General features: G+C 64.3%; 12 protein-coding genes. All 12 read left to right on the top strand.

Translation table 11 applies throughout. The features are described 5' to 3' along the window. Positions 1-56: 56 nt before the first annotated feature. A complete protein-coding gene (gene eno / locus HYH07_RS29180; protein WP_220005696.1) occupies positions 57-1,340 on the top strand; it encodes a phosphopyruvate hydratase in 1,284 nt (427 codons plus the stop codon). Between the two features lie 48 nt (positions 1,341-1,388). Continuing rightward, positions 1,389-2,522, top strand: a complete 1,134-nt coding sequence (locus HYH07_RS29175; protein ID WP_220005695.1) for a zinc-binding dehydrogenase — start codon at positions 1,389-1,391, stop codon at positions 2,520-2,522. A 226-nt stretch (positions 2,523-2,748) separates the two neighbouring features. After that, positions 2,749-3,300, top strand: a complete 552-nt coding sequence (locus HYH07_RS29170) for an NADPH-dependent FMN reductase (protein WP_220005694.1) — start codon at positions 2,749-2,751, stop codon at positions 3,298-3,300. Between the two features lie 171 nt (positions 3,301-3,471). Further along, positions 3,472-3,789, top strand: coding sequence for a septum formation initiator family protein (locus HYH07_RS29165; RefSeq protein ID WP_027529774.1), 318 nt, complete (start codon positions 3,472-3,474; stop codon positions 3,787-3,789). A gap of 187 nt (positions 3,790-3,976) precedes the next feature. Continuing rightward, on the top strand, positions 3,977-4,936 hold the full coding sequence (locus tag HYH07_RS29160; protein WP_220005693.1) for a GAF domain-containing protein: 960 nt from the start codon (positions 3,977-3,979) through the stop codon (positions 4,934-4,936). A gap of 265 nt (positions 4,937-5,201) precedes the next feature. After that, positions 5,202-6,719, top strand: a complete 1,518-nt coding sequence (gene adh / locus HYH07_RS29155; RefSeq protein WP_220005692.1) for an aldehyde dehydrogenase — start codon at positions 5,202-5,204, stop codon at positions 6,717-6,719. 159 nt (positions 6,720-6,878) lie between these two features. Then, positions 6,879-8,258 (top strand): glycerophosphodiester phosphodiesterase family protein, encoded by a 1,380-nt coding sequence (locus tag HYH07_RS29150; protein WP_228749819.1) that lies wholly within the window; start codon positions 6,879-6,881, stop codon positions 8,256-8,258. Positions 8,259-8,512: 254 nt separating this feature from the next. Then, positions 8,513-9,535 carry a pyruvate dehydrogenase (acetyl-transferring) E1 component subunit alpha gene (pdhA, locus tag HYH07_RS29145; protein ID WP_220005691.1) on the top strand — a complete coding sequence of 341 codons (1,023 nt, stop codon included), beginning with the start codon at positions 8,513-8,515 and terminating at the stop codon, positions 9,533-9,535. A gap of 28 nt (positions 9,536-9,563) precedes the next feature. Continuing rightward, on the top strand, positions 9,564-10,946 hold the full coding sequence (locus HYH07_RS29140; RefSeq protein ID WP_220005690.1) for a pyruvate dehydrogenase complex E1 component subunit beta: 1,383 nt from the start codon (positions 9,564-9,566) through the stop codon (positions 10,944-10,946). 3 nt (positions 10,947-10,949) lie between these two features. Continuing rightward, positions 10,950-11,252 carry a DUF5076 domain-containing protein gene (locus tag HYH07_RS29135; RefSeq protein WP_008547332.1) on the top strand — a complete coding sequence of 101 codons (303 nt, stop codon included), beginning with the start codon at positions 10,950-10,952 and terminating at the stop codon, positions 11,250-11,252. 2 nt (positions 11,253-11,254) lie between these two features. Then, positions 11,255-11,707: a nucleoside deaminase gene (locus HYH07_RS29130; RefSeq protein WP_057755887.1), complete on the top strand. Its 453-nt coding sequence runs from the start codon at positions 11,255-11,257 to the stop codon at positions 11,705-11,707. Between the two features lie 62 nt (positions 11,708-11,769). Continuing rightward, positions 11,770-13,122, top strand: a complete 1,353-nt coding sequence (locus HYH07_RS29125; protein WP_220005689.1) for a pyruvate dehydrogenase complex dihydrolipoamide acetyltransferase — start codon at positions 11,770-11,772, stop codon at positions 13,120-13,122. Positions 13,123-13,125: the final 3 nt, after the last annotated feature.

Raw genomic sequence — 13,125 nt, 5'->3', positions numbered from 1 at the left:
CATTGCGGTAGAAGCAGCCGCGAACTGCCCCCTTTGTTCCCGGAAAAGAGGCCCTCATGACCGCCATCATCGACATCATCGGACGCGAAATCCTCGATAGCCGCGGCAATCCCACCGTCGAGGTCGACGTTGTGCTGGAGGATGGCGCGCTTGGCCGCGCCGCGGTGCCATCAGGCGCCTCCACCGGCGCCCATGAGGCGGTCGAACTGCGCGACGGCGACAAGGCCCGCTATCTCGGCAAGGGCGTTACCAAGGCGGTCGGCGCCGTCAACGGCGAGATCTTCGAGGCGCTGAGCGGCCTCGATGTCGAGCAGCAGGCCCAGATCGACCAGATCATGATCGATCTCGACGGCACGCCGAACAAGAGCCGGCTGGGCGCCAACGCCATCCTCGGCGTCTCGCTCGCCTGTGCCAAGGCCGCGGCGAATTCGCTCGACATGCCGCTCTATCGTTACGTCGGCGGCACCTCGGCGCGGTTGCTGCCGGTGCCGATGATGAACATCATCAATGGCGGCGTGCACGCTGACAACCCGATCGACTTCCAGGAATTCATGATCCTGCCGGTCGGTGCGTCTTCCTTTGCCGAAGGCCTGCGCTACGGCGCGGAAGTGTTCCACACGCTGAAGTCGGAGTTGAAGAAGGCCGGCCACAACACCAATGTCGGCGACGAGGGCGGCTTCGCCCCGAACCTGCCGTCGGCCGACGCCGCGCTGGAGTTCGTGATGAACGCGATCGGCAAGGCCGGCTTCAAGGCAGGGGCCGACATCGTCCTCGGGCTCGACTGCGCCTCGACCGAGTTCTTCAAGGACGGCAAGTACGTCTATGAAGGCGAGGGCAAGACCCGTTCGGTCTCCGAGCAGGCCAAATATCTCGCCGACCTGGTCGGACGCTATCCGATCGTCACCATCGAGGACGGCATGTCGGAAGACGACATGGACGGCTGGAAGGAGCTCACCGACCTCGTCGGCAGGAAGTGCCAGCTGGTCGGCGACGATCTCTTCGTCACCAATGTCAAGCGCCTTGCCGAGGGCATCAAGGCCGGCCGCGCCAATTCCATCCTGATCAAGGTCAACCAGATCGGCACGCTGACCGAGACGCTTGCTGCCGTCGAGATGGCGCACAAGGCCGGCTACACCTCTGTCATGTCGCACCGCTCCGGCGAGACCGAGGATTCCACCATCGCCGACCTCGCGGTCGCCACCAATTGCGGTCAGATCAAGACCGGCTCCCTTGCGCGTTCCGATCGCACCGCCAAATACAACCAGCTGCTACGCATCGAGCAGCAGCTCGGCAAGCAGGCGCTGTACGGTGGCAAGGCGGCGCTGAAGGCGCTGGCATAAGCCGGCGTCACCGCGGGAAAGAGCGAAACGAGGACAGGGGAGATCGACATGAGCGACGGCAAGACCGGACTGCAACTGCGTTCGCTGATCAAGAACAGCGGTGAGCTGGAGATCTCGCTTCTGCAGGTGCCGACCCCCGAGCCCGCGGACGACGAGGTCGTCGTCCGCATCGAGGCGGCGCCGATCAACCCGTCCGACCTCGGCCTGCTCGTTGGCGCTGCCGACATGAGCACGGCCAAGGCGTCCGGCACGAAAGAAGCGCCCATCATCACCGCGAAGGTGCCTGACGGAGCGATGCGCGCGATGGGGGCGCGGATCGATCAGTCGCTGCCTGTCGGCAATGAGGGCGCCGGCGTCGTCATCAAGACCGGCTCGTCGGAGGCCGCGAAGGCGCTGATGGGCAAGACCGTCGCGATGATTGGCGGGGCCATGTATGCGCAGTATCGCACCTTGAAGGCGAGAGACTGCCAGGTGCTGCCTGAGGGCACCAGTGCGGCGGAGGGCGCCTCCTGGTTCGTCAACCCGCTCACCGCGCTCGGCATGACCGAGACGATGCGGCGCGAGGGCCACAAGGCGCTGGTGCACACCGCGGCCGCCTCCAATCTCGGGCAGATGCTGAACAAGATCTGCATCAAGGACGGCATTCCGCTGGTCAACATCGTGCGCAGCAAGGAGCAGGCGGAGATCCTGCGCAAGATCGGCGCCAAATATGTGGTCGATTCCAGCGTGCCGAGCTTCCTCGACGACCTCACCAATGCACTGGTTGAGACCGGCGCCACCATCGCCTTCGATGCCATCGGCGGCGGCAGGCTTGCCGGCGACATTCTCAACTGCATGGAAATCGCAATCAACAAGACCGCGAAGGAATACAGCCGCTACGGCTCCAGCGTGCACAAGCAGGTCTATGTCTACGGCGGGCTCGACGTTCGTCCGATCGAACTGCCGCGCGGCTTCGGCATGGCCTGGGGCGTCGGCGGCTGGCTGCTCACCCCGTTCCTGCAGAAGATCGGACCTGCCGATGTGGGACGGCTGCGCCAGCGCGTCGTGAGTGAATTGAAGACGACCTTTGCCAGCCACTACACCAAGGTGGTGTCGCTGCAGGAGACGCTCGATCCCGCCAACATCGCGGTCTACGCCAAACGTGCCACCGGCGAAAAATTCCTCATCAACCCAAATAAGTAATCGCGATTTGGGACGGCAGATCACCATCTGATCTCATTTTGCAGATTTGCACGAAAGATCGGGCCGCCGCTTGGCGGCCCGGTTGTTTTCGGCGACCGTCTGCTTCTAGGAAACCCAGCGTTTCCAAACCAGCGCGGTCCATGCACTTGCATCCTTTGCTCCGGATCGCTTAAGTGCCGGCGGCACTTCCCCTTCAAGGTTTCAAAGACAAGCCAAGGATAATCTGATGGCCTACAATATCGTCGTGATCGCCGGCAGCCTGCGCAAGGACAGCTTCTCGCTCAAGATCGCCAACGCGCTCGCCAAGCTCGCACCTAGCTCCCTCAAGCTCGAGGTGATCACCCCCGCGGGCATTTCGTTCTTCAACCAGGACCTCGAAGGCGCGCCGCCGGCCGACTGGCTGGCCTTCCGCGAGAAGCTGCAGAAGTCCGACGGTGTCATCTTCGTCACGCCGGAATATAACCGCGCCATCCCGGGCGTGCTGAAGAACGCCATCGACGTCGCCTCGCGCCCCTATGGCAAGAGCTCGTTCAACGGCAAGCCGGTCGGCATCATCTCGAACTCGCCGGGCCCGCTGGGCGGCGTCAGCGCCGCCAAGACGTTGCAGAACATCCTGCCGGGCATCGCCGGCCCGATCATGCAGCAGCCCGAGACCTATCTGAACGGGGTCGGCGACGCCTTCGATGCCGAGGGCAACCTGACCAAGGACTCGCTGAAGGGCGTGCTCCAGGCTTACCTCGACGCGTTTGCCGCGCACGTCGCCAAGCATCACGGGTAAGCCGCTCACTTCGTCATTCCAGGGCGATGCGAAGCATCGAGCCCGGGATCCATTTCCCGACGGAGGTTGTGGCCTGATGGATTCCGGGTTCGCGCGGCGCGCGCCCCGGAATGCCAACGACCGGGACCGGGCGTCAATACTCCCTTAACCAAGCTGGCCCATCTTGCCATCATGGTCTCCCGCGCCCGCCTCAAATCGATCCTGACCGGCCTTGCCCTCTATGCGATGGCGGCGGCCATCGTCGGCTATTTCGGCGTCAACGCCTATACCGGCAAATACGGCCTCAACGCGCGCCAGGAGCTCGACCAGGAGATCATCGCGCTGACCAGCGAGCTGGCCCAGCTCAAGCGCGAGCGTGCCCGCAGCGAGCAGCGCGTGTCGCTGCTGCGCACCGAGAAGATCGACCCTGACATGCTGGACGAGCGGGCCCGGTTCCAGCTCGACTATGTCAATCCGCACGACCTGGTTCGCATGATCCCGCAGAACTAGTGCTTTCCAGTATCCGAAACTGACGGCGAAAGCCGCCGCCGACTATTCCGAAGGTCGTAGGACCGCCGCCTTGACGCCGCCGGGGCGAGAGAGGCATTGCTTGTCCGCGCGCGATGCCGCCGCGGATTGACGGAGATCAATCGGGCTCGCGAGGCGCCGCCTAGACTGCTTTCCGGAGGAAACGGTGATGGATGGGTCAATGCCCCGGCATCACGCGGCTCGTGTCGAAGCCGCCATTGCATCAGGCCAGGCGGCTCGGTCCGCACTCGTGGCCTCGTGGCGCCGTTCGTCCCGTTTGCATCATCTCGACCCTTCCGGCCGCAGCGCGCCGCTGCGGCTGAGTGACGTCGAGCTGAGACAGGCGCGCGAGCGCATCGCGCCGCTGCTCGCCGCCGCGCAAGGCGCCATGGACCGGCTCTATCAGGCAGTTGGCGCGGCCGGCTGTTGCGTGCTGCTTGCCGATGGCGACGGTGTACCGGTCGACCGCCGTGGCACGCCGGCGGATGATGCAACATTCCAATCCTGGGGCCTGTGGACCGGCGCGCTCTGGAGCGAGGAGCACGAGGGCACCAATGGTATCGGCACCTGTGTCGTCGAGCAGCGGCCGCTGACGATCGATCGCGACCAGCACTTCTTCACCCGCAACACGCTGCTCAGCTGCACCGCCGTTCCGATCTACGATCACGAGGCGGCCTTTGCCGGCGTGCTCGACGTCTCCTCCTGCCGTGCCGACCGCACCGACGCGTTCTCCAGCCTGATCGCGCTGGCCGCGGCCGAGGCGGCGAGGCGCATCGAGGCTGATTTGTTTCGCCGCGCCTTCGCCCATGCCCGCATCGTGCTGACACAAGGACCGGACGGCCAGTCGATCGGACTCGTCGCTGTCGATGCGGACGATCTCGTGATCGGCGCGACCCGCACCGCCCGGGCCGGACTCGGGATCGTGCCGGGCAGGGCGCTGCGGCCGGTTCCCGCGGCAGACCTGCTCGGCGGCGAGCCCGCACAGGATCATCTCGCCGGCGGCCAGCGCGCGGTGCTGCAGCGGGCGCTGCTCCGCGCCGGCGGCAACGTGTCGGCCGCCGCCAAGGCCCTCGGCGTCAGCCGCGCCACGCTGCACCGGAAGCTGAAGCGGTTCGAGCTGAAGCACTGAGGCCGCTGCTTCCTCATTGGTCATTGCGAGGAGCCCTTGCGACGAAGCAATCCAGTGTCCCCAAGCAGGGATTCTGGATTGCTTCGCTGCGCTCGCAATGACGACGTGGAAGCAGAGCGTATCACCCACGACTGTCGCAGTTCTGCGACAGGTCCGCTCCACCTTCGCATCCACCCGGGCTGACAGAAAGCACCTCCCGCGAGATCGTTGGCGCAAGTCGTGAACACACGACGATTGGCGCAAACATCAACATCGGGAGTGATCAATGAACAAGGTTGAATTCCTCGGCGTCACCCAAAGCCCGTTCGCCGAACGCTACGACAATTTCATCGGCGGCAAGTTCGTGGCGCCGATCTCGGGCAAATATTTCGACAACGCCTCGCCGGTGACCGGCAAGATCGTCTGCAAGATCGCGCGCTCCGACGCACAGGACGTCGAAGCCGCCCTCGATGCGGCCCATGCCGCCAAGGCAGCCTGGGGACGCACCAGCGTCGCCGAGCGCGCTGCGATCCTCAACAAGATCGCCGATCGCATGGAGGAGAATCTCGAGCGCCTCGCGATCGCCGAGACCTGGGATAACGGCAAGCCGATCCGCGAGACCCGGGCCGCCGACCTGCCGCTCGCCATCGATCATTTCCGCTATTTCGCCGGCGTCGTCCGCGCCCAGGAAGGCTCGATCGGCGAGATCGACCACGACACGATCGCCTATCATTTCCACGAGCCGCTCGGTGTCGTCGGCCAGATCATCCCCTGGAACTTCCCCCTCCTGATGGCGTGCTGGAAGCTCGCGCCGGCGCTTGCCGCCGGCAATTGCGTGGTGCTCAAGCCCGCCGAGCAGACCCCGGCCTCGATTATCGTGTGGGCCGAGATCATCGGCGATCTCCTGCCGCCGGGCGTGCTCAACATCGTCAACGGCTTTGGCCTGGAGGCCGGCAAGCCGCTCGCCTCCAGCCCGCGGATCGCAAAAATCGCCTTCACCGGCGAGACCACGACCGGCCGGCTGATCATGCAATATGCCAGCCAGAACCTGATTCCCGTGACGCTGGAGCTCGGCGGCAAATCGCCGAACATCTTCTTCAAGGACGTCACCGCCGAAGACGACGATTTCTTCGACAAGGCGATCGAAGGCTTTGTCATGTTCGCGCTGAACCAGGGCGAGGTCTGCACCTGTCCGAGCCGGGCGCTGGTCCACGCCGATATCTACGATCGCTTCATGGAGCGGGCGCTGAAGCGCGTCGCCGCCATCAAGCAGGGCGATCCGCGTGCGGCCGACACCATGATCGGCGCGCAAGCCTCCAGCGAGCAGCTCGCAAAGATCCTGTCCTATATCGACATTGGCAAAGAGGAGGGCGCGAAGGTGCTGGCCGGCGGCGGACGCGCCGAGCTCGGCGGCGACCTCTCGGGCGGCTTCTACGTCCAGCCGACGGTGTTCGAAGGCCACAACAAGATGAGGATCTTCCAGGAGGAGATTTTTGGCCCCGTGGTCTCGGTCACGACCTTCAAGTCCGACGACGAAGCGCTCGCGATCGCCAACGACACGCTCTATGGCCTCGGGGCCGGCGTCTGGAGCCGCGACGCCAACCGCTGCTACCGCTTCGGCCGGGCGATCCAGGCCGGCCGGGTCTGGACCAATTGCTACCATGCCTATCCCGCCCATGCCGCCTTCGGTGGCTACAAGCAGTCGGGCGTCGGTCGCGAGACCCACAAGATGATGCTCGATCACTATCAGCAGACCAAGAACCTCCTGGTCAGCTACAGCCCGAAGAAGCTCGGCTTCTTCTGATCGACAGGTCTGATTGAGAAGGCACAGGCGGCGTTGGAAGGGCGCCGCCTGTGCACATCCGTGACCGCCCGACCCGCCGTCATCCGTCTGTCAGATTATTGAGACAAGACGACAGCCGATCGCGACGACGCGATGCGAGGCACAGAGGGAGGCGCGGCCATGACGAACAATCTCTTGCGGCGGAAGATGCATGTCAGAGCGATGCTGCTCGGCGCGGCCTTGGCGTTGCTGGTGCCGTCGATGGCGGTGGCCCAGTCTGCGCCATCGGGTGCCAAGCCGTTTCTGACCGTCGACGGAAAGGCGCCGCTGATCCTCGGACATCGCGGCGTGCCGGGGCTGGTGCCCGAAGAGACCGAGGCCTCCTACGAGCTCGCGGCCGCGCTCGGAACCGACGCGCTCGAAGAGGATCTGCACCTCACCAAGGACTGCGTCCTGGTCGCGCGTCACAACCCCTGGCTGGCCGACAACACCAATGTGGCCGACGTGGCGAAGACCAACACAGCGGTCGCAGCCCGCAAGCGCACAGTATCAGGTGTGCGCGTCAAGGCGCCGGCCGCCGCCGGCACGCCGGCCGACTATCTCACGGATCTCACCGATCCCTCCGATCCCAAATCGGTGCTGAAGTCATTGATCGTCGACGGTGAGGATCACACCAATGATTGGTCGCTCACCGACTTCACCATGGCCGAGCTGAAGCAGTGGATCCGCGGCACCACCTACGATGCGGCCAATGAGCGGCCGAAGATCTTCAACGGCAAATTCCCCGTCATCAGCTTCCAGGACATCCTCGATATCGCCAAGGCCAAGAGCAAGGAGACGGGGCGTCCCATCCTGGTCTATCCGGAAACCAAGAATCCGACCTGGAACAATGCCCAGGCAATCGCAAACGGCTGCGGCGCGCCGGGCAGCCGTCCGTTGGAAGATGCCCTGATCAAGATCATCAACGACAACGGCCTCAACACCAAGGACGCGCCCATCCTGGTTCAGAGCTTCGAGCCCGGCAGCCTGAAATATATGCGTAACCATGGCCTTCAGACCCGGCAGGTGCAGCTCATCGACGGCAACGGCATCGACTTCAAGACCGGCAAGGTGCTGCTCGACAACATCACCAATTCACGTCCGTTCGACTGGACGGTGGCGGGCGATGCACGCTTGTATGATGCGATGCTGACGCCTGAGGGCCTCGCCGAGATCAAGACCTATGCCGAAGGCATCGGTCCGTGGAAGCCCTATATCGTTCCGCTTAAGGTCGCCTTGTGGAAGGACACCAATGCCGACGGCACGCCCTACAAGGGATCGACACCGGCAGCTTCGACCCAGGAGGCGACCGGCCTGATTGCCGATGCGCACAAGCTCGGCCTGTTCGTCCACGTCTTCACGTTCCGTAACGAGAAGAAATATCTTGCAGCCGACTATCACGCCGATCCGGCCAAGGAATATCTCAAATTTTTCCGGCTTGGCGTCGATGGCGTCTTCACCGACTTCACGCACACTGGCGTTGCCGCCCGCGCTGCGTATTTGCGCGAGCTGGGCTGGTAGGTCCGGCGGTTCGAATCGGACACGCCGCGGGGCTCGGCACCCGAGATATGCGTGTCCGATGTCGTCGCCGCGCTTGTGTGCAGAGCTCTCGCAGGCGCGGAGCTAATGTTGCCTGATCCAGCGCCAAAAGTTTTGCAAAATTTCGGCCACGCTGCAGTGCGGCATAATGAAAGTCGTCCTATGCCGCTGCGGTGCTTTCACACCCGATTGAGTTAGGTTAGAGAGGACCTAGATTTCTCTGACCCGGAATTCCCATGGCCGCACCCAAGAAAGCCGCCGCAAGCGCTGAGCACGATAAAACCAACGGCGGTTCGCCCCCGGAATTCACCAGGGAGCAGGAGCTGAAGGCGCTCCGCGACATGCTCCTGATCCGGCGGTTCGAGGAAAAGGCCGGCCAGCTCTACGGCATGGGTGCGATCGGCGGCTTCTGCCATCTCTATATCGGCCAGGAAGCCGTGGTAGTTGGTATGCAGATGGCCCTGAAAGAGGGCGATCAGGTCATCACCGGCTATCGCGACCACGGCCATATGCTTGCCACCGGCATGGAGGCCAATGGGGTGATGGCCGAGCTTACGGGACGCCGCGGCGGCTATTCCAAGGGCAAGGGCGGCTCCATGCACATGTTCAGCAAGGAGAAGCACTTCTATGGCGGCCACGGCATCGTCGGTGCGCAGGTTTCGCTCGGCACCGGTCTTGCCTTCGCCAACAATTACCGCAGCAACGGCAATGTCAGCGTCACCTATTTCGGCGACGGTGCGGCCAACCAAGGCCAGGTCTATGAGAGCTTCAACATGGCGGAGCTCTGGAAATTGCCGGTGATCTACGTCATCGAGAACAACCGCTACGCCATGGGCACTTCGGTCTCGCGCGCCTCGGCGCAGCAGGACTTTTCCAAGCGCGGCGTGTCCTTCAACATCCCCGGCAAGCAGGTCGACGGCATGGACGTCCGCGCCGTCAAGGCCGCGGGCGAGGAGGCGGCGGCCTGGTGCCGCGCCGGCAAGGGCCCCTACATCCTTGAGATGCAGACCTACCGCTATCGCGGCCACTCGATGTCCGACCCGGCGAAATACCGCACGCGCGAGGAGGTCGAGAAGGTCCGTCACGACCAGGATCCGATCGAGCAGGTGCGTAACCGCCTGTTGGCGGCCAAGGTCAGCGAGGCCGATCTCAAGGCGATCGATGCCGAGGTGCGGGACATCGTCAACGCCTCCGCCGACTTTGCCCAGCATGATCCCGAGCCGGATGCCGCCGAGCTCTGGACCGACGTTTACCGCTAAGGGCGCGCAAGCTTTCTTTGGAGTCGATATGCCAATTCAAGTGCTGATGCCCGCGTTGTCGCCCACGATGGAAAAGGGCAACCTCGCCAAATGGCTGAAAAAAGAGGGCGAGACGATCAAGTCCGGCGACGTCATCGCCGAGATCGAGACCGACAAGGCCACCATGGAGGTCGAGGCGACCGATGAGGGCACGCTCGGCAAGATCCTGATTCCCGAGGGGACAGCCGACGTTGCCGTGAACACGCCGATCGCGACCATTCTCGCCGATGGCGAGAGCGCCGCCGATCTGGCGAAGGCGCCTGCACCGGCGGCGAAGGCCGCGGAGTCCGCGCCGCCCGCCGCTGCCAAGGCCGAAGCACCCGCGCCGAAGGCTGCTCCAGCGCCACAGGCTGTCGCCGAACCCGATCCGGAAGTGCCCGCCGGCACCGAGATGATCACACAGACCATCCGCGAAGCGCTGCGCGACGCCATGGCTGAAGAGATGCGCCGCGATCCTGATGTCTTCGTGATGGGCGAAGAGGTCGCCGAATATCAGGGCGCCTACAAGGTCACGCAGGGCCTGCTGCAGGAGTTCGGCGCGCGGCGCGTGATCGACACCCCGATCACCGAGCACGGTTTTGCCGGCGTCGGCGTCGGCGCTGCCATGACCGGGTTGAAGCCGGTCGTCGAGTTCATGACCTTCAACTTCGCCATGCAGGCGATCGACCAGATCATCAACTCCGCGGCCAAGACGCTCTACATGTCGGGCGGCCAGATGGGCTGCTCGATCGTGTTCCGCGGCCCCAACGGCGCCGCCGCGCGCGTCGCCGCCCAGCACAGCCAGGATTATTCGGCCTGGTACTCGAACGTTCCGGGTCTCAAGGTCATCGCGCCGTACTCGGCCGCCGACTACAAGGGCCTGCTCAAGGCTGCGATCCGCGATCCCAATCCGGTGATCTTCCTCGAGAACGAGGTGCTCTACGGTCACACCGGCGAAGTGCCGAAGCTCGACGACTTCATCGTGCCGATCGGCAAGGCGCGCATCGTGCGTGCGGGCTCGCACGTCAGCATCATCTCCTGGTCGAACGGCATGACCTATGCGCTGAAGGCCGCCGACGAACTCGCCAAGGAGGGCATCGAGGCCGAGGTGATCGACCTGCGCACGCTGCGTCCGATGGACACCGAGACCATCATCAACTCGGTGAAGAAAACGGGGCGTGCCGTGACGGTGGAAGAGGGCTGGGCCCAGAGCGGCGTCGGCGCCGAGATCGCCGCGCGCATCATGGAGAACGCCTTCGACTATCTCGACGCGCCGGTCGCGCGCGTTGCCGGCAAGGACGTGCCGATGCCCTACGCCGCGAACCTGGAGAAGCTCGCGCTGCCTTCGGCGGCTGAGGTCGTCGAGGCCGCCAAAGCTGTCTGCTACAGGTAGACCATGGCGGGCCCGAAGGAGCAGCCACTGCCGCCCGACGTCATGACCCGCGACGACGCGGTCGAGATCCTGCGCGTGTTCGTGCTGGATGGCGGGCTGTCGATGGCGTTCCAGCGCGCCTTCGAGGAGCCCGACATGTGGGGCCTGCTGCTGGTCGATCTCGCCCGCCACGCCGCGCGCGCTTATGCGCGCGAGAGCGAATATACCGAGGAGGACGCGCTGAACCGGATCCTCGACATGTTCCAGGCCGAGATCGAGCGTCCGACCGACACTGGCACGACGACGCCGCGGGGAAAGGGACACTGACCGTGACGATCGAATCCTATCATTACGATTTCATGCTGGAGGCGATCCGCGAAGCGGAGGCCTCGATCGCACAGGGCGGTCTGCCGATCGGTGCCGTGCTGACGCGCGACAACAAGATTATCGCCCGCGGCCACAACAACCGCGTGCAGGAGAACAATCCGATCCTGCACGGCGAGATGAGCTGCCTGCGCGAGGCCGGCGCGATCTCGTTCCACGACACGGTCATGTACACCACGCTGTCGCCATGCTCGATGTGTGCGGGCGCGCTCGGTCTGTTCAAGGTCAAGCTTGTGGTGATCGGGGAATCCGTCACCTTCGAGGGCTCCAAGGACATTCTCGACAAGTTCGGGATTCCCTGGATCGACCTGGCCGACGACCGCTCCATCACCATGATGAAGAATTGGCGCTCCATCCCTGCCAATGAACGCCTCTGGCAAGGCGACATCGGCAACTAAACCTGGTCTGTTCGTCTTCACTTTCGGAGGCGACGTTTTGAGAAGTTCTTCGTGAGGTCAGCATGCCCATCAACATCCTGATGCCAGCTCTTTCGCCGACGATGGAGAAGGGCAACCTCGCCAAGTGGCTGAAGAAGGAAGGCGACAAGGTCAAGTCAGGCGACGTCATCGCCGAGATCGAGACCGACAAGGCGACGATGGAGGTCGAAGCCATCGACGAGGGCACGATCGCCAAGATCCTGGTGCCCGAGGGCACCCAGGATGTGCCGGTCAACGACGTGATCGCGGTGCTCGCCGGCGAAGGCGAGGACGTGAAGGCCGCGGGCGCTGCAAAGCCGAGCGCGTCGGCCGCCCCGCCCAAGGCGGCCGAGGCTCCCGCTGCTGCACCGGCACCCGCGCCCGCCGCGCCCAAGGCTCCACCGGCTCCCGCCGCAGCACCGGCGCCGCAGGCTGCCGCACCGGCTGCGCAGGGCAATGGCCATGCCGGGCGCGTGTTCTCATCGCCGCTGGCGCGGCGTCTCGCCAAGGAAGCCGGCATCGATGTCTCGATGGTCACGGGCACCGGCCCGCACGGCCGCGTGGTCGCGCGCGACGTCGAGCAGGCCAAATCAGGCAAGGGCCTCAAGGCGCCCGCTGCGGCTCCGTCCGCCGGGACGCCGTCGATCGCACCGACCATGTCGGACAAGCAGATCCTGTCGCTGTTCGAGCCGGGCTCCTACGACATCGTCCCGCATGACGGCATGCGCCGCACCATCGCGCAGCGCCTGACTGCGTCGATCCAGAACGTCCCGCACTTCTATCTCACCATCGACTGCGATATCGGCAAGCTGCTCGCCGCGCGCGAGGAGATCAACGCCGCGGCTCCGAAGGACAAGGAGAAGAAACCTCTCTACAAGATCTCGGTCAACGACTTCGTCATCAAGGCGATGGCGGTGGCACTGCAGAAGATCCCGAACTGCAACGTCAGCTGGACCGAGTCAGGCATGGTCAAGCACCATCATTCCGACGTCGGCGTTGCCGTGGCGATGCCGGGCGGCCTGATCACGCCGATCATCCGCAAGGCCGAGACCAAGACGCTTTCGACCATCTCCAACGAGATGAAGGATTTTGCCGCGCGCGCGCGGTCCCGTAAATTGAAACCCGAGGAGTACCAGGGCGGCACCACGGCCGTCTCCAACCTCGGCATGTTCGGCATCAAGGACTTCACGGCGGTGATCAACCCGCCGCATGCCACGATCCTTGCGGTGGGCACCAGCGAGGAGCGGCCGGTGGTGCGGAGCGGCAAGATCGAGATCGCAACCATGATGAGCGTGACGCTGTCCTGCGATCACCGCGCCATTGACGGCGCGCTCGGCGCCGAGCTGATCGGCGCCTTCAAGCAGCTGATCGAAAATCCCGTCATGATGATGGTCTAGCGC

Source organism: Bradyrhizobium sp. BR 10261 (assembly GCF_019455395.1).
GTDB classification, from domain to species: Bacteria; Pseudomonadota; Alphaproteobacteria; order Rhizobiales; family Xanthobacteraceae; genus Bradyrhizobium; species Bradyrhizobium manausense.
Note: the sequence above shows the minus strand (reverse complement) of the source record. Positions and strands in the feature narration are given on the sequence as shown.